Below are 24,035 nucleotides of genomic sequence, written 5' to 3' on the forward strand. Positions count from 1 at the left end.
AGGACAACAACCGGAGACAGGAGGAAACCGATGGAGAAACATTTACAACATACAACAACAGGCCATTCCACGCAGTCCGGATCCAATATAGCTAAAGGCCTCAAAGAAGTACTGGCATTCCCTTATCGTTCTTACTTATACTCGTACCCGCACAAGACCGCCTATCGGGAGCTTGACCCACCACTGCCGTTAGGGCCACTGTGGGAACGAGAAAATACCGATACGTATTTTTTATATATGCATATTCCCTTTTGCGCTGCTCGTTGCGGATTCTGTAATCTGTTCACACTGCCGGATCGACGGGATGATACGCATGAACGCTATGTAGATGCGCTGGAACGTCAGGCGAAGCAGTGGGCACCCATTACATCTCGAAGGCCGTATTCGAGGTTTGCGATTGGTGGAGGAACGCCTACATTATTAAATGAGGTTCAGTTGAATCGTCTGTTTGATATTGCTGAACATGTGATGGGGCTGGACCCTGCGCAAGCATCGATTTCGGTGGAAACGTCGCCAGATACCGTTACGGAAGCCAAGTTATCCATTATGAAGGAACGAAGTGTGGATCGTGTTAGTATGGGCATCCAGAGTTTTATTGAAGCTGAAGCATCTGCCATCTATCGTCCACAAAAACCGCAGGAGGTCGAACGAGCGCTTGAGAAGCTTACTGGGTATGATTTCCCATTGTTAAATCTGGATCTGATCTATGGTTTGCCAGGGCAAACGGTGGAATCGTGGATCTATTCATTGGAAAGAGTTCTGGCCTACGAACCAGGCGAAATCTTTATCTATCCCTTGTATACACGGGAAAATACAATCGTGAAGCCCGATGATATCCGCCGTCAGGGACCTGACATCCGGATGGAACTGTATAAAGCTGCACGTGAGACTTTAAAAAGTAAAGGTTATGTGCAATATTCGATGCGCAGATTTGCCAAGGAACATTCGTCCTCCAAAGTGCTTCTGCCTTATAGCTGTCAGGAGGAGGGCATGGTTGGTCTGGGATGTGGCGCACGCTCTTATACGAGTGAGGTACATTATGCTTCCAAGTATGGCGTGAGTTACAAGGCCACACAAAGCATCATTGCCGATTATGTGGCAACTGAGCGCTACGATGTGGCAGATTATGGCATCGTGTTAAGCCGTGAGGAACAGAGACGTCGCTTTATCCTGAAAGCCTTGCTGCATCGCGAGGGATTGACGTTGTCTGACTACCAACAGCGCTTCGGTACCGATGTGATGTCCGACTATGTCTGGTTGGCTGAACTGTTGACAGAGGGCATGGCGGAGTTAGAGAGCGATGAGGGCAAGCAGGTACTGCGTCTGACAGAAGAAGGACTGGGTTACTCCGATGCGATTGGAGATTGGCTTATATCTGCCGAAATTCGTGAACAGATGGAAGGGTTTGTTTTCTCATGAGAGCGACTTTGTATTATCGGGGGAAGTTGTCTTCCTGTAATTACGATTGTCCATACTGCCCTTTTAGCAAAACGGTGGATTCCAAAGAGACGTTGGAAGTGGATGAACAACAATTGCGTCAATTTGTGAATTGGGTGAGGGAGCAGGAGAGTGCCGGGCATCAATTTTCGATTTTCTTCAATCCCTACGGTGAAGCTTTGGTGCGTCGTTGGTACCGGGAAGCGATGGTTGAGCTGTCACATATGCCACATGTGGATAAAGTTGCAATTCAAACCAACCTGTCCGTCAAACTGGATTGGGCGAGGGAGCTGGATGCGAATAAAGCAGCCTTTTGGGCGACGTATCATCCTCGTGAGACAAAAGAGGCTTCTTTTGTAAAACAATGTCTGACCTTGCGTCAGATGGGACTTGCTTTTAGTGTCGGTACTGTCGGACTCCGTAGTGCTTTCCCCGCAATTGAGTCCATGAGACAGGCTTTGCCGGATGATGTGTATATGTGGGTAAATGCCTTCAAAGATCGACCCAAGTATTACACGCCGGAAGAGATTCAGTTTTTACGTGGGCTTGATCCGCTTTTTGAAGGTAATCTGCAGGATTATGAGAGCTTGGGCAAACGATGTGCTGCCGGTTCGGAAGTGTTTTATGTACAAGGGTCAGGGCATGTGAAGAGGTGTTACAAGGATCGCCGGATCATCGGACATCTATATCGCGATGGTTTGCAGGCTTTGGCCGCTGATCGGCCTTGTCGCATGAAAAAATGTGGCTGTTACATCGGTTATATCCATATGGAGGATTCCCCATTCAGAGAAACCTTTGGTAGCGGGCTGCTTGAACGAAATCCGGTATTGATCAATCGGTAATTTTGAATTGAAATGCGCTGAAAACGATAAAGACTTTACACCAGTAGGTACTGCTGGGTAAAGTCTTTTTTTTATTTTAGTCTAACGATTCAAAATGTGTAATTTAGGATAAAAGAGATGTAGTATATTGTCGGTTGGTTGTGTATAAAAACCTAAATTATAGTATGGGTAGATACTATAGACCTATATTTGATTGCGCAATATGCTAACCTGTTTCAATTATTATCATATTTATCCATTTTTAATTGAATAAAAAGGAGGGAGAATTTTAGCATTTAGACTGACTACATAATTCATGATTGAAATACATTGAAACGTATGGGGGAAATGAAATGAAAAGAGTATCCATTAGTAGGAAATTGCTTTTAGGTTTTGGTTCTGTGCTGCTGTTATTGGTGGCCGTTGTAATCATCTCATATACTCAGTTTGTCTCGGTTGAGAAAACGTTTACAGATTTAATCCGGGAGCGAACCGCGAAACTGCTCATTATCAAAAATATGATCATTGATGTGAAATCCCAGCAGGTTGCTTTACGGAATTTTGTGACGGAAGAGAATGATCAAAGCGAGCAACAATTCAAGTCTTTTTATGAAGATTACCGTAAAACAAGCGAAGAATTAAGATCAGGGATACAAACCCCAACGATGATTGATTATCTGGATCGTTCAGACCGCAGTGCGGAGGAATATTATGCCTTTGGACAGAGTGTCATCGAGTTGAAGAGACAAGGGGAAACTGGCGAAATCACAAGGATGCTGTTAGAGACAGGTCCAACGATTATATCCGGATTTGAAGAAACGGTAACGGCCATGGAACAACATCAACAAAACTCGTTGGACACCGGCATTGTTAATGCCAATCAACTCATTCAAACAGTGCTTCGTTTAATCATAATTATTGGTATTGTCTCGATCGTTTTAGGCGTGGTAATTGCTTTGATCATGGGGAGAATCATATCCAAACCGGTTGCACATGTTGCAAGGGCTGCAAGCCGAATTGCTGATGGGGACCTGACGGGTGAGGCGATTGTTGTTCGTAATCGGGATGAGATCGGAGAACTGGCGGAATCCTTCAACAAAATGATGGACAACTTGCGTCATTTAATCCATCAGGTGGGTCATAATGCGGATCGGGTAGCTGCTTCATCTGAGGAATTAACAGCAAGTACAGAGCAAACGGCGACAGCGACCGAACAGGTAGCTACGACGATGGAAGAGATTGCTACGGGTATGGATACGCAAGTGAGTATGGTTGGAGACGGATTTCATACGATTAGTGAATTGTCCACAGGCTTCCAGCAGATGACAGAGAATACACAAAATATGTCGGATGAAGCAACCAATGCGTCAGCAAAAACCATAACTGGTAATGATGCAGTTCAATCGGCTGTTGAGCAGATGAACTCGATTCATCAGACTGTACGTGTACTTGCTACGGTTATTGAAGAACTGGGTAATCATTCCGATGAGATTGGATCCATGGTTGAAAGTATCTCCGAAATATCGGCACAAACCAATCTGCTGTCTCTTAATGCGGCTATTGAAGCGGCAAGAGCAGGGGAGCATGGGCGTGGATTCGAGGTGGTTGCTACCGAGGTGCGCAAGCTGTCTGATCAATCTGCGAAATCAGCGGAACAGATTAGTGTACTCGTAGCTGCTATACGCAAAGGGATGAATAATGCATCACAATCCATGGGAGAAGTAAACGCTGAGGTTCAGGAAGGTATAGAACTTGTCCGTAAAGCGGGAGGTACCTTTGAGGAGATTCGTGAAGCTGTCAGCAATGTCGCAGGTCAGACTCAGGAGGTATCTGCATCCATCGAACAAATGGCGGCGGGTGTGGAGCAGATCAATGTGTCCATGAAGACTATCATGGAAGTAACAGAGAATGCAGCTGCCGGAACAGAGGAAGTCAGCGCAACGTCCGAGGAACAACTGTCTGCCATGCAGGAAATCGCTTCGGCGGCTAATGACCTTTCCTCTATGGCGGAAGAGTTACAGGAGTCCGTCAGTCGATTTAAGGTGTAATCATGGGTATACTTCTGGGTGAAGTTCAATATTTATGAACGATCATATCGTGTATGTAAAACAAGTGGGTGCCCAAGAGAACAACAGTTATGCTGTTCTCCTGGCACCCCTTTTTTGATGAAGTAGCGATCAGTGGGTCATTTTAACGAATAGCGACTTTATATGTCCGCAACCAGGTATTGATCTGAGTCAGATATGCAAATAACTGTGGCCCTGACATTAACTGTCCGAACCAGGGGAGGTTGGAAGCTGCATCCGGTGAAGACGCAAGATTGCGGATCTGAGTTTTGTCGATCAAAGGCAAAATAGGTGATGTGGGATCATCCAGGATATCAAGTACCTGCTGTTTGACCGCGGCCAGATATTGCGGATTATGTGTTTTCGGGTATGGACTCTTTTTGCGATATAACACATCGTCAGGCAGGACACCTTCGAGCGCTTTACGCAGAATACCTTTTTCCCGCCCGCCGGTTATTTTCATTTCCCACGGGATGTTAAACACATACTGGATCAGACGATGGTCACAGTAAGGTACCCGTACTTCCAATCCTGCCCCCATGCTCATCCGGTCTTTGCGATCCAGAAGTGTAGGCATGAAACGTGTGATGTTCAGATAGGACATCACACGCATTTGTGCTGCTTTACCTGTTTCCCCATCCAACAGAGGCACTTCAGCCACTGCATCCGAATAGCGGTCTGCCAAATAATCGAGTGGCCGAATCCATTCCCGAATGTCCGGGGATAACAACGCGGCTCGCATATCAGGCGCTACAGACCACGGAAACGTACCGGAGTTCAACATATCTTCTCGATGGAACCAGGGGTAACCGCCAAACACTTCATCCGCTGCTTCGCCTGAAATGGCAACCGTGGCTCCTTTTTTGATTTCTTTACAGAACAAATAGAGCGAGGAGTCTACATCTGCCATACCTGGCAGATCCCTTACTAGCATGGCCTGTGTCAGTGCATGAACCAGTTCTCCGTTCTCAATCTCAATCCAGTGATGGTCGGTCTTGAGTTCATCCACCATTCGCTTAATCCAGGGACCATCTGCACCCGGCTGAAAGGAATGCGCCTGGAAATGCTTGGCGTTATCCACATAATCGACAGAATACGTGCTGACTTGGCCTTGCCCGGTGCGGTTGTAATAATCCACGGCTAATGCAGACAAGGCACTGGAGTCCAGTCCTCCTGATAAAAGAGAGCATACCGGAACATCCGAAGCCAACTGGCGCTCCAGTGTATCTTGCAAGAGAGATCGTACCTCGGCTGCCGTCTCTTCCAGGTTATGTTCGTGATTCTGGCTTTCCAGTTTCCAGTAGGCATAGGTTCGGATCCCGTTTCGGTTGTAGATCAGCGCGTGCGCAGGCTTGAGTTCGCTTAGTGAAGAGTATACGCCGTGTCCTGGTGTCCGTGCAGGCCCTACGATAAACACTTCGGCCAATCCTTCCGGGCCAACAGCGGCTTCCACATCTGGATGAATAAGCAGAGCTTTGGGCTCTGAGCCAAATACGAGTGTGTCTTTGGCATTACTGTAGAACAGAGGTTTCACGCCAAGGCGATCTCGTGCGATAAAAACCTGTTCGCGTCCCCCATCCCATATGGCAAAAGCAAAAATACCGTTAAACCGGTCAACACATGCCGGTCCCCACTCAATATAAGAGGCGAGCAACACTTCCGTATCACATTGTGTGCGGAACTGATGCCCTCGCTGGAGTAATTCCTTTTTCAACTCGGGTGCATTGTATAGTTCTCCGTTATACACGACGGTATAGGAGGTATCTCCCTGTAACGCATGCATGGGCTGTGCGCCGTTCTCGGGGTCCATTACACTAAGACGCCGATGTCCAAAGGCACAAGGATTGGAGATCCATGTACCTGAAGCGTCGGGCCCCCGGTTCGACAAGCTATCCGTCATACGGACCAGCAGCTCTGATTCCTGGGTCAAATCCCGATTCCACTGTATGAAGCCGGTAATACCGCACATGGTTTGTTCATCCTTTCTTGGTCGAGTCATTCATCCGTATGGCTGCTTAGTTACTGGCAACCAGCAAATGTTGTCTTTTTCGTCAGAGGTCGTAACAAATATATGCCGAAAGCAGGCATAAAATGTCTGTCCTCTTCGGAAACTAGTTCTAGGGACAACGGCCTTAACATGCCTGTGAAGGAGAGAACATGCAATGGACAGTATGAAGTATTATGTGTCTGTCATGGGCCGCTCCGTTATTCCGGATCCGTCGGTAACATCGTATGAATGGATCATTCAGGCAACGCCGCAGGAAGCGGAGCAATTATTGGGACTGCTGAGCCTCATGCAGGAAAAGGAGGAAGAGGCCTTTCCTGGCATGGTATTCCCATGGCCAGATACACCGGAGGAGTCCGTAAACCGAGCGTATGAAACGGTATTACAACAGGTGTATCGGGAGATTTACCGATTGGGTACACCAGAGACACGATACCAGATTGAACAAAGTATTTGATAAGCACAAAGGAAAAGGAGCGATGACGAATGTATGCCATTCAAGATGCCAAAATACGCAGATTAACCGAGGTAGATGGATTGTCTTGTGCAGAGGTTGAAGTGCAGCCTGGAAATGCCGGAGATCCGTCGTTACTTGTATACGTGGCCTCAACACAGCCCGGAAATTCGCTGGAAGTTGTTCGAATTGTACGCAATCACTCCGATTCGGCGATCGACTGGTATAACAATAATATGCATACCGCATTTGAAGAGGCGACAGAAACCGCATTTGAGAACAGCGAAGGCATTACTGCCGAAGAAGATAAGGCTCGATTTCAAAGTGAGTTGTTTGCCTTTGGTTTGCTTGGTCCAACACTTCAGCGTTATCTGATCGGGCAGGCTTAACAGGTAACGTTCTCCAGCAACACATGTGGTGATAGCGGGATAGAGTTCAATGTTGAGCATACGTAGACAGTGACCTACTGCTGTTGCTATAACTTCATCTGTAATGGGAAAACCCCGCCGTTGTTGAACGGCGGGGTTTGTTATGTGAGATCAGTTCAGGTGGAGATATGATCAAGCATACTCGCGCAACACTTGAATCCCTTTGACCACGTTGTACACAAAGCTTAATCCGTAGATTACAAAGAATAGAATGACAAACCCGACGGCGGAACCCAGACTATGCGCAGTCACGAAGAAATAAAATAGCGGAATAGCGGCGAGAAACGGGAATACATGTGAGAATAAGGCACGTTTCGCATGTCCCTCAATGTAATCATCCTTGGCAACAATCCATATAATGATCGGAAATAGGAACGGGGCAAAGAAAATACTAAAGTAGGATAGCGCTGATAAAAGTTGTCTCATGACGATTCTCTCCTTCAATGGATCATTGAATGTATGTATGCAAAAGATTACCCAGCAATTCTGACATTGAAAATGTCTGATGTTAATCTTACTCTAAATGTATCAATCTCCTCAATATAACCCGGTTCAAGCTATCATATTCTCAAAGGGGCTGAAGTATGAGAATAATACGGTAAAGTACATTTATCGCCTTTGATTACGAATGATGCCTAGTGGCATCATCAACATCGAATATGGAATTCAGCCTAATAAGCATAAGCTTACGAAGTATGTTTCCTTCGGAAACATTGTAGTTGCTCACGTAGTTTGCCTACGCTCCGCTACTCCATTTCTAGCTTCATTCCATCTTCTCGGTACTGAAAACCGGACTTTCTGAACCTGTATTTAAGTATAATTATTAATTTTTTTATAAAACTATTGAAAAATATAGAAATCAGAGTATAATAAGAACCGCGCCGAAAATTTATTATACATATTTGTCTCAGTAGCTCAGCTGGATAGAGCAACGCCCTTCTAAGGCGTCGGTCGGGGGTTCGAATCCCTCCTGGGACGTAAAAAACAAGAAGCTTCCTTCGGGAAGCTTCTTGTTTTTCGTTCAAGGGAAGAGAACCCCCAATGGTTCGTCGGAGCATCCGCTTCGTTAGCGTTACATCGCAGTCTCGACTGGAAGGAGAGTATCCCTCCTGGGACGTAAAGAACAAGAAGCTTCCTTCGGGAAGCTTTTTGTTTTTCGTTTAGGGGAAGAGAACCCCAATGGTTCGTCGGAGTATTCGCTTCGATAGCAATACAACGCAGTCTCGACTGGAAGGAGAGTATCCCTCCTGGGACGTAAAGAACAAGAAGCTTCCTTCGGGAAGTTTTTTTGCGTTCAAGGTAAAATTGTTTTATTGGTTATACCTATAAACAATATAGAATTTATATATTTAAAGAATAAACAATTCTATGCCACAATGAGGATATCAATAACGAAAGCGATGGTGGTATTCATGAAATCATTAAATCAATGGCAACCAGATGAGTATGACAACAAACTGGCTTTTGTGTCCGGATATGGCAAAAATCTGATCTCTTGGCTTCAACCCCAAAAAGGGGAATACATTCTTGAGCTGGGTTGTGGGACGGGGGATTTGACGTATGAAATATCTCTGGCCGAAGCTGAAGTTATTGGTATGGATGCATCGCCGGACATGATTCGCCGTGCGAGGGAGAAATTCCCTGAACTTGAGTTCGTGGAAGGAGACGGTCATCAGTTTGAGACGGATAGACTGTATGATGCCGTCTTCTCCAATGCAGCCCTGCACTGGATGCGAAGTCCGCGATTAGTGGTGGATAGTATATGGAACTCTTTGAAGCATGGAGGGCGTTTTGTAGCAGAATTTGGTGGTAAAGGGAACGTGCAGACCATTGTGAATGCATTAGAGCAGGTTATGGAGCGAAACACGGGCATTCGTGCATCGGAACGCAATCCTTGGTATTTTCCTTCGATCGGAGAATATAGCCATATTTTAGAGCAACGTGGATTTGTGGTGCGTCATGCCTATCACTATGACCGTCCTACCAGATTGGAAGATGGTGAGCAAGGTATAGTAGGCTGGTTGACTCATTTTGGAGGGGACTATTTTGAGGGTCTCAGTCATGAAGAGATACAACAAATATGCAAGGAAACCAGTCAGATCGTGAAGCCTCACCTTTGGAAAGATGATGCTCTCTATGCCGATTACAAGCGCCTGCGTATTGAAGCCGTGAAGCCAGAATAACTAGAATTTTGCGATATGTAGCAATTTTTATTGATGTTAAACGAATTATCGCGATCCTTTGTATACTAACCACGCTTCCCCTATACACCAGGAATCTCTTTCGGATAAAGAGGCTCTTGGTCTTTTTTTGATGCATTATTTTAAAAATGAAATATTCAAACGACAAATAATTACAAATGGATATTTTTATCGTACTCAAGACCCATATAAGTAATTTCTATATCATATTTGTAAGTATTTAGAAGGAAAATGTGGTATTTTGATAGAATAATTTACCAAGGGTCAATCTTCTTGCAGATAGGTGGTGAAATTGGAGTGTGTATTGCAGTACGCACAAACAGCAGGAACCCATCATTTGGTGAGGTATTCACATTTAAAAGGAGGGGCAAAGCCTTGAGTAAACGATTAATATCCACGTTATTAAGTGTTCTGATGGTCTTTTCCATTATTCTCCCCGCGGCTGGAGCCGCTCCCGCAGATTCAGGTATTCAACTTGAGAATTTACCAAGTACGGCCGAAGCCAAACAATGGAGAGAGATTCTTGCAGGACGGGAAGCAAAACTTGCCGCAGATCCATTTTTGGATAAAAGCTTGGAAGGTCTGGGTGGAGAGAACACCCGAGTGATCGTTGAGCTTTCCAATAAACCTGTTGCAGTAGCGCAAGGTGAATCAACCCTCTCCGGAAAATCTTTTACCTCCTCTATGGAAACAAAGGCTGTGACTCAAGTTGAGCAACAACAACAGTCATTTGTACATAGCCTCACTCAGAAGAAAATCAAACATGAAGTATTGGAAGAATATGCATATGCCCTGAATGGTGTAGCGATTGAGCTTAAAGGAAACCAGGTGGGACAATTGCTTCAAATACCTGGCGTGGTCAGTGTATATCCTGACCTTGAAGTTACAATAGCGCCAGAGACAGATGAAGTGAACCCGTACATGAAAGACACAGCGCCTTTTATTGGTGCACCTGAAGTATGGGATCTGGGTTACAAAGGAAATGGCATCAAAGTCGGAGTCATTGATACAGGCATTGACTATGAACATCCTAATTTGCAGGAAGCTTACAAAGGCGGATGGGACTTTGTTGGAAACGACAATGACCCGTATGAAGCAACATATCAGGAATGGAAAGCTTCGGGCGAACCTGAGTTCAATGCTACTGGAAGCGCGTATTACACCTCCCACGGTACGCACGTAGCAGGTACGATTGCTGCTCGTGAAGCAGGGGACTACGGCATTGTTGGTGTTGCTCCTGAAGCAGATATTTATGCTTACCGTGTACTTGGACCGTATGGTAGTGGTCAAACCTCATGGGTACTGGGCGGAATTGATCGTTCTGTTGAAGATGGCATGGATGTAATCAATCTCTCGTTAGGTAACGCCGCCAACGACCCGAGTTATATTACTTCAGTTGCCCTGAACAATGCGATGTTGTCTGGCGTGACAGCGGTTGTGGCAAGTGGTAACAGTGGCCCTAACCGTTATACACTCGGTTCTCCGGGTGCGTCTGCAATGGCCATTACGGTAGGTAACTCTACGGGACCTAGCCAGGTGATTACAGCCGATACTCACTTCTGGATTGGTGAGGAAGGCGAAGAGGCACAACCTGAACAACAACCGGTGCCAGAGGTTGAACAATCTCCTGAACTGGGGACGGCACCTGGAACAGAAGCACCAGAAGTTTCAGAGCAAGGTGTACCCGCAACTGCTGATGAGGAAAGTGCAGCGGCTGTGGAGGACACAGTTTCTAACGAAGCTGAAGTTCCGAATGTAGAAGAAGTTACAACAGAAGAAGTTACAACAGAAGAAGCTACAACAGAAGAAAATACTCCATCTGCGTCACCTTCTGCACCGGTTGAAGCTTCTCCTGAAGCTGCCCCTGTGGAAGAAGAGTATGTAATTGCTCCGACTGAAACTCCACTGGCTATTACAGAGTCGGTTTACCGTCTGGATCTGATGGGATGGAGCCTGTCAGCAGACCCTGAAACTGTTTTGACAGGGAAATATGAGCTTGAATTTGCAGCACTGGGTAAGCCAACTGACTTTGAAGGTAAGGATTTTACAGGTAAAGTGGCATTAATACAGCGTGGTGAAATCGCATTTGTAGAGAAAATCGCCAATGCGAAAGCAGCCGGAGCCTTGGCTGTTATTGTATATAACAACATTCCGGGTCCAATCGGTGTAAGTCTGGGCGATAACTTTGAACTCATTCCAACACTGAGCATGTCCAAGGAAGATGGAGATGTGATCAAGTCTGAGCTGGACGCAGACCAAACCGTTGAAGTGAGCTTTAGTGACTTTGAACGTTCCCAAACTCCGGGCGATGAAATGAATTCATCGAGTTCACGTGGACCTGCAAAGGTAACACTGGATATCAAACCGGATATTGTTGCACCAGGTACAAGCATTTTGTCTACGATTCCTGCCTACGGCAAGGATGAGCCAGACGCAGATTACGCACAAGCTTATGATCGTAAATCAGGTACAAGTATGGCTACACCTCATGTAGCAGGTCTGATTGCGCTGTTGATTGAGAAACATCCGGACTGGACGCCATTTGATATCAAAGTTGCGCTCATGAACAATAGTAAGGTGCTGGATACAACCAAGTTTGATGTATTTGATCAAGGTGCTGGCCGTATTCAGGCTGTTAATACCATTGATCCTGCTGCTTTTGTCAAAGTGCTTGATGTAACTCAGTACACAGAAAGTGGCTCTGTTGTTGAAAAGGAGAATATCACCGGAAGTATCAACTACGGTAATTTCCTGAGCACAGATGAAAAGACGGTTACCAAAACGATTAAAGTTGAAGCGCTGAATGGTAGTGGTGGGGATTACACCGTAAATGTGAATCCAACTCGTAATGTGGCAGGTGTGTCCGTTGCTGTAGACAAGAGTTCCTTCACACTGAATGGTGAGGAAGAACTTGCAGTGACAATCACTGTCCCACGAGGGGTTACTGCCACTACGGAAGCACAAGGATACATTGAATTCTCGAATGGAACCAATACTTTTACTGTGCCATATGTTGCTCATTTCAACGTTACGTTGAGTGGGGTTAAATATATTGAAACCGTAAAAGGCACTGAAAAAAATCCATTCCACTATCCATTGAAGGCTGATGGTACGTTGGATACCCTTAATGTAGCGATGGAATTCTATAATCCGATGACATTTGCCCTGATTGAGATCTATGATGGTCTTAATCCGGAAGGCGGATATTATCAAGATGGTTATATCGGCTCCATCTTTGGTAACTATTTTAACTTCAATGCCAATGCAAGATACAACCTTGCTTGGGACGGCTCATATGCAGATTACACAACCGATGAAGTGACTGAGATTCCGGATGGTTTATATACGGTAGACATCACTACCATTGGTACGGACGGCAAAACCTATAAGGAAGACACTTCGCCATTTTTGGTGAAAAAGACAGCTCCGGCTGTAACTGCACCAGAAGCGTTGGAGTTCAAAGAGGATGAGTCTGCTGTTCTTAATGGTAGCGTGGAAGACTTGTACTTCCGTGTAGCTCCTGCGCTTGCCAGCGGATGGGACATCACGTTTGATCCGGCAGCTTCCCTGGAAGCAACGTATGTTGTGAAAAAAGAGGATGGTTCGGTTTATAAAGAAGGAGTCTTTGAAGTACAAGCTGATGGCAGCTTCAGCCTTCCTTTGGAGGGGATTGAAGCAGGCGAGTATGCTGTTGACCTTACAGTAAAAGACCAACAGGGGCTTTCGGGTACAGCCAATACGGCACTGAAATTGGAAACCGTGGAGACCGAACCTGAAACTCCGGCAACTAAGGCCCCAGGTACACCTGTATTGTCTCACAATAACTGGGTAGGCAACGGCTTACCAGAGGGCGCGTATATTGTTACAATGAACCTGTGGTGGGGCGAGAACGCAACTAGCTACAAGTTATATGAGGATGGGGTTTTGGTTGATACGCAAAAGTTGACTTACAACGCGCCTTGGGCACAGTTTGCTCAGACGAAGATCACGGGCAAAGCCAATGGCACGTATACGTACGTGGCTGAGCTGACTAACGACAAGGGAACAACGCGTAGTCAGACGTTGACTGTTCGGGTTACCAACGCAACGCCAGGCAAAGCGGTTCTTTCTCACGATAACTGGGATGGCGATGGCAATTATAAGGTGACTATGAACCTGTGGTGGGGAACCAACGCTACAGAGTATCGTCTCTATGAGAATGATAAGTTGATCGATACGCAAGAACTCCGTTCAGCTACACCTTATGCGCAAAGTGCTGTGACTACACTGTCCGGGAAAGCATCGGGCACGTATACGTATCGGGCAGAGTTAATTAACGCAGCCGGAGTTACCAGCACAGACACGATTAAGGTAAAAGTGAAGTAAGTTCATTCCTCATTGAAATTGATTAAAATTGATTAAATTAATGAAGGAATTGTTGTATGAATAAACGGCCTCCATCCTGATTTGCTGGATGGAGGCCGTTTTGTTTTTTTATAAATGAATTATATGACTAACCGATCATTCTATTTTTGCTGGCCTGAATCCCTGCGATTAGCAGAGCGACGGCCAGAATGACCTGTATTAGCAACGGCAGGGTCCATCCTTTTGTCCAGTCATGAAGCATGCCGAACAGTAGAGGTCCCACTGCAGCAAGCATATATCCGAAGGACTGAGCCATTCCGGACAGGCTGGCAGCTTGTCTGGCATCTTTTGTGCGAAGGACGAAGAACATGGTTACCATTCCAAATGAAGCTCCAGCACCTATTCCTGCCAACGTGACACCGATGGTAACGAGCGAAGCGATACCACTTAACAATAAAGCATACCCGACAATTAAAGAAGAGCACGTTATCGCAGTTAGAACACGCTGATCTTGCGTTCGGCCGGCGAGGATTGGAACGATAAAGGTAGCCGGTACACTAACCATCTGCATTAGGGAGAGCATCCACCCTGCTGAGGTGGGGCTGAATCCTTGCTCAGCGAGAATCTCGGGAAGCCAGGTAATCGTTGTATAGAATATTAGAGATTGCAGACCCATAAATAAAGTAATGAACCAGGCCAGAGAAGAGGTCCGTAGACGTACAGGCGTCCCTTCACTTTGTGTGGCTATAAATAACATTCGCTGACGTCCTGCGGCGATCTGGGGGAGCCACAAGAGAAGCGCCAGTATGGACAATAAGGCCCACATGCCTAACGAAGCACGCCAACCCATAGATGTGGCTCCTGCTACGGGCACACTCACACCTGAGGCGATGGCGCCAAATATGTTCATGGATACAGAGTATAATCCGGTGACGATACCTACCCGCAATGGAAAATCACGTTTGATCAAACTTGGCAAAAGCACGTTGCTTAATGCAATGCCGCACCCCAATATTGCGGTTCCTGCATATAAGGAGAGAACGGAAGGCAACAAGCGTAAGGCCACCCCCATGGTTACGATCATAACAGCCAATAGCAGAGCAGATTCGAGTCCTAAACGTTTGGCAAGACGTGGTGCAAAGGGGGAGACTGCTGCAAAGGCGAGCAAAGGTAGTGAGGTCAGAAGCCCGACCATCGTATGGCCGATACCTGTATCTGAGCGGATCATCTCCACTACAGGTCCGGTTGCTGTAATCGGTGATCTCATGGTAGCGGCGATGACGATAATGCCTGCTAACAACAGGCCGAATCTTTTGGATGTCGAAGAATGTTCTTCCTCGGTATGGATAGATGAGTGTTGCTGTATTGAAGATGACATTGATAAAATCTCCTGTTTCCTAAGAAGTTGATATGTATGGATTGTTACATAATCCACTCCGTAAGCATAACATTCCATGTCAATATTGAGCAATGAAATGAAAAAACACCCAATGGACCGTGGGTGCCTCGACTAGCCGGTGAACTCTAACGAATCCACGAGGTCTTATAATGGGTAAAATCGCTATTTTCAGATTCTAACGAACCTCAGCGACGTTAATCTGGCTATGAAGTGTAAATAAGTGAGTTAATCCCCAGAATTGGTGAGATAAGCTCTCTAAGATTCGTTAGAATTCAGTGATGCTGAATTTGGAGCAAATAAAGTGTCCCGCGTTCGTTAGAACATCGATTCTTCAACGTGTTGCTTATAGAGTGAGCAAATGTGGACGCTCCAATGCAGCGACATAGAGCATATAACGAAGTGAATGCTCCGACGAACCCTTGGGGGTTCTCATCCCTAGAACGCAAAAAGAAACTTCCCGAAGGAAGTTTTCTTTTTATACGTCCCAGGAGGGATACTCTCCTTGCAGTCGAGACTGCGAAGTAGTGCTAACGAAGCGAATGCTCCGACGAACCGTTGGGGTTCTCATCCCCAGAACGCAAAAAAACTTCCCGAAGGAAGTTTTCTTTTTATACGTCCCAGGAGGGATACTCTCCTTGCAGTCGAGACTGCGAAGTGTTGCTAACGAAGCGAATGCTCCGACGAACCCTTGGGGGTTCTCATCCCCAGAACGCAAAAAAACTTCCCGAAGGAAGTTTTCTTTTTATACGTCCCAGGAGGGATTCGAACCCCCGACCGACGCCTTAGAAGGGCGTTGCTCTATCCAGCTGAGCTACTGAGACATGAATTTTTTCAAGCAAAATTGATTTTATCATATGCATACAGGAATATCAAGCATTTTATTTTAAACTGTTTTTCGTATATGATATTTGGCGGCAGTAACGTTTTTTTCATTATATTTAAGGTTATGTTAGAATATCAGGAGAACTCAAAAATAGATCAACAATCGTTTTAATATATACATCTATTTAGGTTGATTCCAACTGGATATTCAGGATATAGAGGAGGTGCTCCCATTAAGGAATCCACGACCCCGGAAACCGAGCATAACAACAATATTGTGCTGTTTCCTAAGACGCTGGACTATTACCAGATTCAATTGACAGTTATGCTTGAAAATGAACGGTATGGTGAAGCGATGAAATTGCTTCACTTTTTGCTGCAATGTCAGGGACAGGAAGAGCGCCACTATGATGAATGGCGGGCCCTGCTTGAATGGCTTCAGGCTGCGTTTCCTCAATATGAAGAAACCTCGCCTCCCGTTCTTGAAGAACGAGAAGAGGAAGAAGAGATTAGTGAGGAGGACATGGCACGGCAGCATGCCCGAATGAAGCTTGAACAGGATGATGGCTATGCAGATAAGATGCTTCGCACAGTAATGGAGGAGCCGCTGTCTGAACAGACGATGCTGGCTTTGGAGCAGCTGGCCTATCTTGATCTGCCGAAGATTGACGAGGCACTTACGAGTTGGTTAAAAGATAAGTCGCTTCACCCTCTGCTTCAATTCCGGGTGCTGCAAACCTTGCGTCGCCGAGGTGTTCAAGGTATGATCCTGTTTACGAGAGGCGAAGAGCAGGTTGAAGTCGAGATCGACACCGTGCCTCTTAGACCAGAGGAATTCCCAATCCAAATCGTTCAGATTCTGGAACGAGTGGCAGATCAGACGGAGGTTCATGAACCTACGCTCTTTTATTTTGCCCAGGAACTGTGGATACAATATGTCATGGCGGTGTATGGAACCCGTGATTATGTATCGATGTTGGAAGAAAATGATTCCATGACAGATATATGGGCAGCAGCTCTACATATGACCGTTGCAGACAGTCTGGGTGGTTCTCATGATGAGGAAAATACCCGCTCAATGTATGCTGTGACAGGCGCGATGCGCTTTCGACTGGAGCAGGCTTATCGTTCCATGAAACAATTTGTATCTGCCGGTTTGGACGGTTAATCGAGGCCGGAAACGTTTTCCTTAAACCGTATCAAGGGATTCCCCTTGAAAAAGAATCTAATCTTGTTTATACTAAAATGGTTATTTTGTACGTGATTGCCTACGTGAACATGTGAATTTTGGAGGGGAAAGTATACAATGAAAGCAACTTGGGAAAAGATAGAGAAGAACCTTGGGGTTCTTGAGGTTGAAGTGGATGCAGATCGTGTAACTGCAGCACTCGACAAAGCTTTTAATAAAGTGGTTAAACAAGCAAACGTACCTGGATTCCGTAAAGGTAAAGTACCACGTTCCATCTTCGAAGCACGTTTTGGTGTAGAGAGCCTTTATCAAGAAGCAATCGACATTTTGCTTCCTGAAGCTTATACAGAAGCAATCGACCAAACGGATATTTTCCCGGTTGATCGTCCTGACGTAGATGTTGAACAATTCGCTAAAGGACAAACATTCAAGTTTAAAGCAAAAGTAACTGTGAAACCTGAAGTTACTCTTGGTGAGTACAAAGGAATCGAAGTTGCTGTAGCAAAAGGTGAAGTAACTGACGCAGAAGTGGCTGAAGAACTTGAGCGTCTTCAACAACGTCACGCTGAACTCGTTGTAATCGACGAAGGTTCCGCTGCTAACGGCGACGTTGCAGTAATCGACTTCGACGGTTCCGTTGATGGTGTACCTTTCGAAGGTGGACAAGCTGAGCGTTATTCCCTGGAACTGGGTTCCAACACATTCATCCCTGGATTTGAAGAGCAAGTTGTGGGTCTTTCCACAGGCGACTTCAAAGACGTAGAAGTGACTTTCCCAGAGAGCTACCATGCAGCAGAACTTGCTGGCAAACAAGCGGTATTCAAAGTGAAAATTCACGAAATCAAACGCAAACAACTTCCTGCATTGGATGATGAGTTTGCTAAAGATGTTAGCGAATTCGACACACTGGAAGAGTACAAAGCTGACCTGAAAACACAATTGGAATCCCGTAAAGCTGACGAAGCCAAAGCTGCACAAGAAAATGCAGTTGTAGAAAAAGTGGCTGAGAACGCTGAAGTGGACATTCCTGCTGCAATGGTTGAGAGCGAAGTACAAAACATGATGCGTGATTTCGACAACCGTCTGCGTAACCAAGGTATGAACCTTGAAATGTTCCTGAGCTTCTCTGGCCAGACTCAGGCTGACCTGAGAGGACAAATGCAAGAAGATGCTTCCAAACGTGTTCGCAACAACCTGGTGCTTGAAGCTGTAGGTAAAGCGGAAAACATTGAAGTATCTGACGAAGAAGTGAATCAAGAACTCGAGAAAATGGCTGAATCTTACAAGCGTCCTGCTGATGAGATCCGTGGCATCCTCGAAGGTAATGGTTCCCTGGACAGCCTTCGCGATGAAGTTAAACTGCGCAAAACGATTGACGTTCTTGTTGAGAACAGCACAGTTGTTGAACCAGTTGAAGCTCCAGCTGAAGAAGTTGTTGCAGAAGCTGACGAAAAATAAGACAAGCTGTTATCAACTTGTCAGTTGAATAAACGATAAGGCACGTGAATTATTGCGTGCCTTATTTTTAAATTATGACATCCATTTTATAGAAAATGAAGTAATTATATGGATGAACACTAATTTTATTGATCCGTGTACACTTTTTACATACCTATGTACTTCATGCAAATAAAAAACGGCAAGACGGCATAGGATGGCTTCAATTTGCACATACATAGAAAACATGGTTAAATATGATCAGGCTAAAAAAGTAAACAAACGGATGTCTGACCCCTCTTGTGAAAAATGACATTGTCACAGGAAAGTGTTAGAATGAATTTGGGTTTGCTTTACAGGTGGCCTATGTCTAATTACATGTAGAAAAGAGGTTGGTCTCATGAGTCTGGTGCCAATGGTTATAGAACAAACCAATCGAGGCGAGCGGTCTTACGATATATATTCACGTTTGCTGAAAGATCGCATTATCTTTCTAACCAGTGCGATTGATGACGATGTAGCCAATCTTGTCATAGCACAGCTTTTGTTTTTGGCAGCCGACGATCCTGAGAAGGATATCAGCTTGTACATTAACTCACCTGGTGGTTCTGTCACCGCAGGGATGGGTATATACGATACGATGCAATTTATCAAGCCGGATGTATCTACCATTTGCGTAGGGATGGCAGCAAGCATGGGCTCGTTATTGCTGACAGCCGGTGCACCTGGCAAGAGATATGCGCTGACAAACAGCGAAGTAATGATTCATCAGCCGCTTGGCGGCATTCAAGGACAGGCTGCGGATATTAAGATACACGCAGAATGGATTATTAAAACACGTCAGAAACTGAATCAAATATACGTCGATCGTACGGGTCAGCCTCTTGAGAAAATTGAGCGGGATACCGACCGTGACTTCTTCATGAGCGCTGAAGAAGCTAAGACGTACGGCATTATTGACCAGGTGCTCAGTAGACCGATCAATTCCTAAAGGGGTGGTTTCATGTTTAAATTTAACGATGAGAAAGGGCAATTGAAATGCTCTTTTTGCGGTAAATCTCAGGAGCAGGTACGCAAGTTGGTCGCTGGACCAGGCGTGTACATTTGTGATGAATGTATCGAACTTTGCACCGAAATCGTTGAGGAAGAACTTGGTCATGATGAAGAAGTAGACCTGAAAGATATTCCGAAACCAAAAGAAATTCGTAATATTCTGGATCAATATGTTATTGGACAGGAACAAGCGAAAAAATCATTGTCTGTTGCAGTGTATAATCACTACAAACGGATCAACACACAAAGCAAAATTGAAGACGTTGAATTGTCAAAGAGTAACATTTTGCTGTTAGGACCAACAGGTTCTGGTAAAACGTTGCTTGCGCAAACGATGGCGAAAATTTTGAATGTTCCTTTTGCTATTGCGGATGCTACGTCATTAACAGAAGCTGGTTATGTAGGTGAGGATGTAGAGAACATCCTGCTCAAACTGATTCAAGCTGCTGATTATGATGTGGAAAAAGCAGAGCGTGGCATTATTTATATCGATGAGATTGATAAAGTAGCGCGTAAATCCGAAAACCCATCCATTACTCGTGATGTATCGGGCGAAGGTGTGCAACAGGCTCTCTTGAAAATTCTTGAAGGAACTGTGGCTTCTGTACCACCACAAGGTGGTCGTAAACACCCTCATCAAGAATTCATTCAGATCGATACAACAAACATCCTGTTCATTTGCGGCGGTGCCTTTGATGGTCTGGAGCAAATGATCAAACGCCGGATCGGTAAAAAAGTCATTGGCTTTAATACCGTTTCTGAGCAAAAAGATCTGAAACCAGGTGAATACCTGGGTATGGTATTGCCGGAAGATTTGCTGAAATTTGGTCTGATTCCGGAATTTGTAGGCCGTCTGCCAGTCATCTCCACTTTGGAGCCGCTGGATGAAGATACGCTGGTACGGATTCTTTCCGAACCAAAAAACGCGCTTACCAAACAGTACCAAAAACTGCTTGAGCTGGATAATGTGAATCTGGTCTTTGAACCAGCTGCATTGCTCGCGATTGCAAAAGAAGCAATTAAACGTAACACAGGTGCACGTGGATTACGTGCCATCATTGAAGGTATCATGCTGGAAATCATGTATGAAGTGCCTTCACGTGAAGATGTTACGAACTGTGTCATTACCGAAGAAGTTGTTGAGAAAAGAGTCGTGCCTGAACTAAGCCAATCAAAGGACGATAAGCAGGAAGAGAGCGCCTAATAAAAGGCCTGAATCCCGTTGAACTCTGAAATATAGACTTGTCAGTTCTCCACTTTGGCAGAAGGCGAATTCATGTCTCTGTCAGGGTGGAGCTTTGACGTTGTGGGGAGAGAAATCACTCATGTATTTAAGACAGGATACACGTCCCGTGAAAGTGGGAAACGTAACGATCGGTGGCAGTAACGAAGTCATTATCCAAAGTATGTGTACAACCAAAACGGCAGACGTTGAAGCCACGGTTGCAGAGATTCTGCGACTGGAAGAAGCGGGCTGTCAAGTGGTACGTGTAACGGTGAATAATGAGGAAGCTGCCGCAGCCATCAAGGAAATCAAAAAACGCATTCATATACCGCTTGTAGCGGACATTCATTTCAACTATAAGCTGGCTTTACTTGCGATTGAGAACGGCATCGATAAAGTTCGGATTAATCCAGGTAACATCGGTAAACGTGCAAAAGTGGAAGAAGTGGTTAAGGCTTGTAAAGACCGCGGCATTCCGATTCGGATTGGAGTAAATGCGGGTTCTTTGGAAAACCATCTCCTTGAGAAGTATGGATATCCTACGGCAGATGCTATGGTAGAAAGTGCATTGTATCACATTGGTATTTTGGAAGAGCTTGATTTCCATGATATCATCGTATCTCTCAAAGCATCGGATGTGCCGATGGCGATTGAGGCGTATACCAAAGCAGCTCAAATCATTCCGTATCCGTTGCATCTCGGAATTACCGAAGCGGGTACACTGTTCTCGGGTACGATCAAAAGCTCCGCAGGTATGGGAGCCTTGTTGTCGATGGGTATTGGTTCAACGATGCGGATCTCACTGAGTGCGGACCCGGTAGAAGAAATCAAGGTTGCTCGTGATCTGCTCAAAACATTTGGACTCATTACAAATGCAGCCACATTGATCTCCTGCCCAACGTGTGGACGTTTGGATATCGACCTGTTCTCCATTGCCAACGAAGTGGAAGAGTATATCTCCAAACTGAAGGTGCCGATTAAAGTATCGGTGTTGGGTTGTGCGGTTAATGGTCCAGGTGAGGCTAAAGAAGCGGATATCGGGATTGCCGGTGCTCGTGGAGAAGGTCTCTTGTTCCGTCACGGCAAGATGATCCGTAAAGTGCCTGAAGAAATCATGGTTGAGGAATTAAAAAAAGAGATCGACAAAATCGTCGAAGCCTACGAAGAGACAGGTGTTATTCCTGGTCGTTCGCACTGATTGATTCATATCTTGTTACAACAAAAGCTCGCCAGTGATGGCGGGCTTTTTATTTTCTCGCATACAATTTCCGCATCGCCCGTTTACGTCGCGTTGAAAAGGCTATACTACCAAGTATTAGCATGATCTCATATGAGAATAGCGACAAAATAGGAGGATGTGAAGACATGGAATTTGGTATGGTCATCATGTTGATTCAGTTATTTTTTGGAGTGGTGATTGGTTTGTATTTCTGGAACCTGCTGCGTGGCCAGAAAACGAACCGCAGTGCCGTTGAGCGTGAATCTCGCAAGGAACTGGAGAAGCTGCGCAAGCTGCGTTCGATCTCACTCACCAAGCCGCTGTCGGAGAAGACGCGTCCAGCTACCATTAACGATATTGTTGGGCAAAAAGACGGGCTACGTGCCCTTAAAGCTGCATTATGCAGTGCGAATCCGCAACATGTTATCATTTATGGCCCTCCCGGAGTCGGGAAGACAGCTGCCGCAAGGGTTGTGTTGGAAGAGGCTAAGAAGAATCCATCTTCTCCTTTCAAGCCAGACGCCAAATTCACGGAGCTGGATGCAACAACAGCCCGTTTTGATGAACGTGGTATTGCGGACCCCTTAATTGGTTCGGTTCATGATCCGATATATCAGGGAGCAGGAGCTATGGGCGTTGCTGGTATTCCCCAACCAAAACCAGGCGCTGTGACGAAAGCGCATGGGGGAATGCTTTTTATTGATGAAATTGGTGAATTACATTCGATTCAGATGAATAAGCTGTTGAAAGTGTTGGAGGATCGCAAGGTGTTTTTGGAGAGTGCGTACTATAACTCGGAAGACACGCATACTCCTGCTTATATCCACGATATTTTTCAAAATGGGCTGCCGGCCGATTTCCGCCTTGTTGGAGCGACGACACGTTCGCCTCATGAACTGCCACCAGCTTTGCGTTCACGCTGCATGGAAGTTTATTTCCGTCCTTTGTTGCCTGAGGAGATTGGGCGAATTGCAGAGGATGCTGTTCAGAAAATAGGGTTCAGTCCATGTCCGGATGCCGTTGATGTGGTCAAGCGATATGCAACCAATGGACGTGAAGCGGTCAATATCATCCAGCTGGCTGCTGGACTTGCGCTGACAGAGAAGCGTGAGACGCTTCAGGCGTCTGATGTGGAGTGGGTGGCGGGTAGCAGCCAGATTCAGCCACGGCCTGATCGGAAGGTCCCTACACAGCCGCAGGTGGGGTTTGTTAACGGCTTGGCGGTATACGGACCGAATATGGGAACCATTTTGGAGATCGAAGTGTCTGCTGTTCCGGCTCTTAAAGATCAAGGCCGAATCAACATTACAGGCGTTGTGGATGAGGAAGAGATTGGAGGCGGTTCGCGTACACTCCGGCGAAAAAGTATGGCCAAAGGCTCGGTTGAAAATGTGTTAACCGTATTAAAAGCCATGGGTATTCGTCCGAATGATTACGATTTACACGTGAATTTCCCAGGTGGGACGCCTATTGATGGTCCATCTGCCGGGATTGCGATGGCGACTGCCATTACATCAGCCATTCAGGGACGCCCTGTGGATCATGAGACAGCGATGACTGGCGAGATCAGTATTCATGGTCGGGTTAAGCCTATTGGTGGCGTGCTGGCCAAGGTGGAGGCTGCCTTTCAGGCAGGGGCGAAGACCGTTATTATTCCCGCGGAGAACTGGCAGTCCATTTTTGAGAATCTGGATGGCTTGCGCGTTATCCCGGTAGATACGGTACAGGACGTATTCCGTGAAGTGTTTGCCTGGGTTCCGGAATCACAACAGATGGAACAAACGAAGCTTGCAGAGGAGACAGTTGCACCTGCACCGGAGATTTTTCCACCAGCATCCGCTTCCTATTTGCGTGCGGACGTGCCTCGTCCAGGACAGGTTACAGATTCGGGAAGCTGCTAAGCGCTTCCCTTCATTGGTTTTTTATGTGAACATT

General features: G+C 45.8%; 16 protein-coding genes and 2 tRNA genes. 14 read left to right on the forward strand and 4 right to left on the reverse strand.

Features of this window, described 5'->3' with window-relative positions:
* Positions 1 to 30: 30 nt before the first annotated feature.
* From MHI14_RS06230 to MHI14_RS06240, 3 genes are all read left to right on the forward strand, one after another.
* The gene (locus MHI14_RS06230) at positions 31 to 1,419 is read left to right on the forward strand and encodes an STM4012 family radical SAM protein (RefSeq protein WP_341130022.1); all 1,389 of its coding nucleotides are present in this window, start codon (positions 31 to 33) and stop codon (positions 1,417 to 1,419) included.
* Positions 1,416 to 2,279, forward strand: coding sequence for an STM4011 family radical SAM protein (locus MHI14_RS06235; protein WP_091037619.1), 864 nt, complete (start codon positions 1,416 to 1,418; stop codon positions 2,277 to 2,279). Before MHI14_RS06230 ends, MHI14_RS06235 begins: the two co-directional genes overlap by 4 nt.
* 332 nt (positions 2,280 to 2,611) lie before the next feature.
* Complete coding sequence (locus MHI14_RS06240; RefSeq protein WP_091037615.1) at positions 2,612 to 4,306, forward strand: methyl-accepting chemotaxis protein; 1,695 nt, start codon at positions 2,612 to 2,614, stop codon at positions 4,304 to 4,306.
* A gap of 142 nt (positions 4,307 to 4,448) precedes the next feature.
* Here the strand turns inward: MHI14_RS06240 and asnB are convergent, their stop codons facing one another.
* On the reverse strand, positions 4,449 to 6,293 hold the full coding sequence (asnB, locus tag MHI14_RS06245) for an asparagine synthase (glutamine-hydrolyzing) (RefSeq protein WP_091037612.1): 1,845 nt from the start codon (positions 6,291 to 6,293) through the stop codon (positions 4,449 to 4,451).
* A gap of 193 nt (positions 6,294 to 6,486) precedes the next feature.
* Between asnB and MHI14_RS06250 the strand changes: the two genes are divergently transcribed.
* Positions 6,487 to 6,786, forward strand: a complete 300-nt coding sequence (locus MHI14_RS06250) for a hypothetical protein (protein ID WP_091037609.1) — start codon at positions 6,487 to 6,489, stop codon at positions 6,784 to 6,786.
* Positions 6,787 to 6,815: 29 nt separating this feature from the next.
* Positions 6,816 to 7,172 carry a hypothetical protein gene (locus MHI14_RS06255; protein WP_145325244.1) on the forward strand — a complete coding sequence of 119 codons (357 nt, stop codon included), beginning with the start codon at positions 6,816 to 6,818 and terminating at the stop codon, positions 7,170 to 7,172.
* 171 nt (positions 7,173 to 7,343) lie between these two features.
* Here the strand turns inward: MHI14_RS06255 and MHI14_RS06260 are convergent, their stop codons facing one another.
* Positions 7,344 to 7,637, reverse strand: coding sequence for a DUF4870 domain-containing protein (locus MHI14_RS06260; protein ID WP_017692583.1), 294 nt, complete (start codon positions 7,635 to 7,637; stop codon positions 7,344 to 7,346).
* Between the two features lie 478 nt (positions 7,638 to 8,115).
* Here MHI14_RS06260 and MHI14_RS06265 point away from each other — a divergent pair.
* From MHI14_RS06265 to MHI14_RS06275, 3 genes are all read left to right on the forward strand, one after another.
* Positions 8,116 to 8,189, forward strand: a tRNA-Arg gene (locus tag MHI14_RS06265).
* Between the two features lie 434 nt (positions 8,190 to 8,623).
* Positions 8,624 to 9,394, forward strand: a complete 771-nt coding sequence (locus MHI14_RS06270; protein WP_341130023.1) for a class I SAM-dependent methyltransferase — start codon at positions 8,624 to 8,626, stop codon at positions 9,392 to 9,394.
* 393 nt (positions 9,395 to 9,787) lie between these two features.
* On the forward strand, positions 9,788 to 13,777 hold the full coding sequence (locus tag MHI14_RS06275) for a S8 family serine peptidase (protein WP_341130024.1): 3,990 nt from the start codon (positions 9,788 to 9,790) through the stop codon (positions 13,775 to 13,777).
* 127 nt (positions 13,778 to 13,904) lie between these two features.
* Here MHI14_RS06275 and MHI14_RS06280 read toward each other — a convergent pair whose 3' ends face one another.
* Both MHI14_RS06280 and MHI14_RS06285 read right to left on the reverse strand, forming a co-directional pair.
* On the reverse strand, positions 13,905 to 15,134 hold the full coding sequence (locus MHI14_RS06280; RefSeq protein WP_249912908.1) for a CynX/NimT family MFS transporter: 1,230 nt from the start codon (positions 15,132 to 15,134) through the stop codon (positions 13,905 to 13,907).
* Positions 15,135 to 15,902: 768 nt separating this feature from the next.
* Positions 15,903 to 15,976 (reverse strand) — tRNA-Arg (locus MHI14_RS06285).
* A 233-nt stretch (positions 15,977 to 16,209) separates the two neighbouring features.
* Between MHI14_RS06285 and MHI14_RS06290 the strand changes: the two genes are divergently transcribed.
* From MHI14_RS06290 to lonB, 6 genes are all read left to right on the forward strand, one after another.
* Positions 16,210 to 17,145: a hypothetical protein gene (locus MHI14_RS06290; protein ID WP_091037987.1), complete on the forward strand. Its 936-nt coding sequence runs from the start codon at positions 16,210 to 16,212 to the stop codon at positions 17,143 to 17,145.
* Between the two features lie 138 nt (positions 17,146 to 17,283).
* Positions 17,284 to 18,624, forward strand: coding sequence for a trigger factor (gene tig / locus MHI14_RS06295; protein ID WP_091037594.1), 1,341 nt, complete (start codon positions 17,284 to 17,286; stop codon positions 18,622 to 18,624).
* 379 nt (positions 18,625 to 19,003) lie between these two features.
* The gene (clpP, locus tag MHI14_RS06300) at positions 19,004 to 19,594 is read left to right on the forward strand and encodes an ATP-dependent Clp endopeptidase proteolytic subunit ClpP (protein ID WP_036605886.1); all 591 of its coding nucleotides are present in this window, start codon (positions 19,004 to 19,006) and stop codon (positions 19,592 to 19,594) included.
* A 12-nt stretch (positions 19,595 to 19,606) separates the two neighbouring features.
* Positions 19,607 to 20,860, forward strand: a complete 1,254-nt coding sequence (gene clpX, locus MHI14_RS06305) for an ATP-dependent protease ATP-binding subunit ClpX (RefSeq protein ID WP_036605887.1) — start codon at positions 19,607 to 19,609, stop codon at positions 20,858 to 20,860.
* Between the two features lie 121 nt (positions 20,861 to 20,981).
* Positions 20,982 to 22,079, forward strand: a complete 1,098-nt coding sequence (gene ispG / locus MHI14_RS06310; RefSeq protein WP_076216934.1) for a flavodoxin-dependent (E)-4-hydroxy-3-methylbut-2-enyl-diphosphate synthase — start codon at positions 20,982 to 20,984, stop codon at positions 22,077 to 22,079.
* 167 nt (positions 22,080 to 22,246) lie between these two features.
* Positions 22,247 to 24,001, forward strand: a complete 1,755-nt coding sequence (lonB, locus tag MHI14_RS06315; RefSeq protein ID WP_133387115.1) for an ATP-dependent protease LonB — start codon at positions 22,247 to 22,249, stop codon at positions 23,999 to 24,001.
* Positions 24,002 to 24,035: the final 34 nt, after the last annotated feature.

The organism is Paenibacillus sp. FSL K6-2393, assembly GCF_038002545.1.
Classification (GTDB): Bacteria; Bacillota; Bacilli; order Paenibacillales; family Paenibacillaceae; genus Paenibacillus.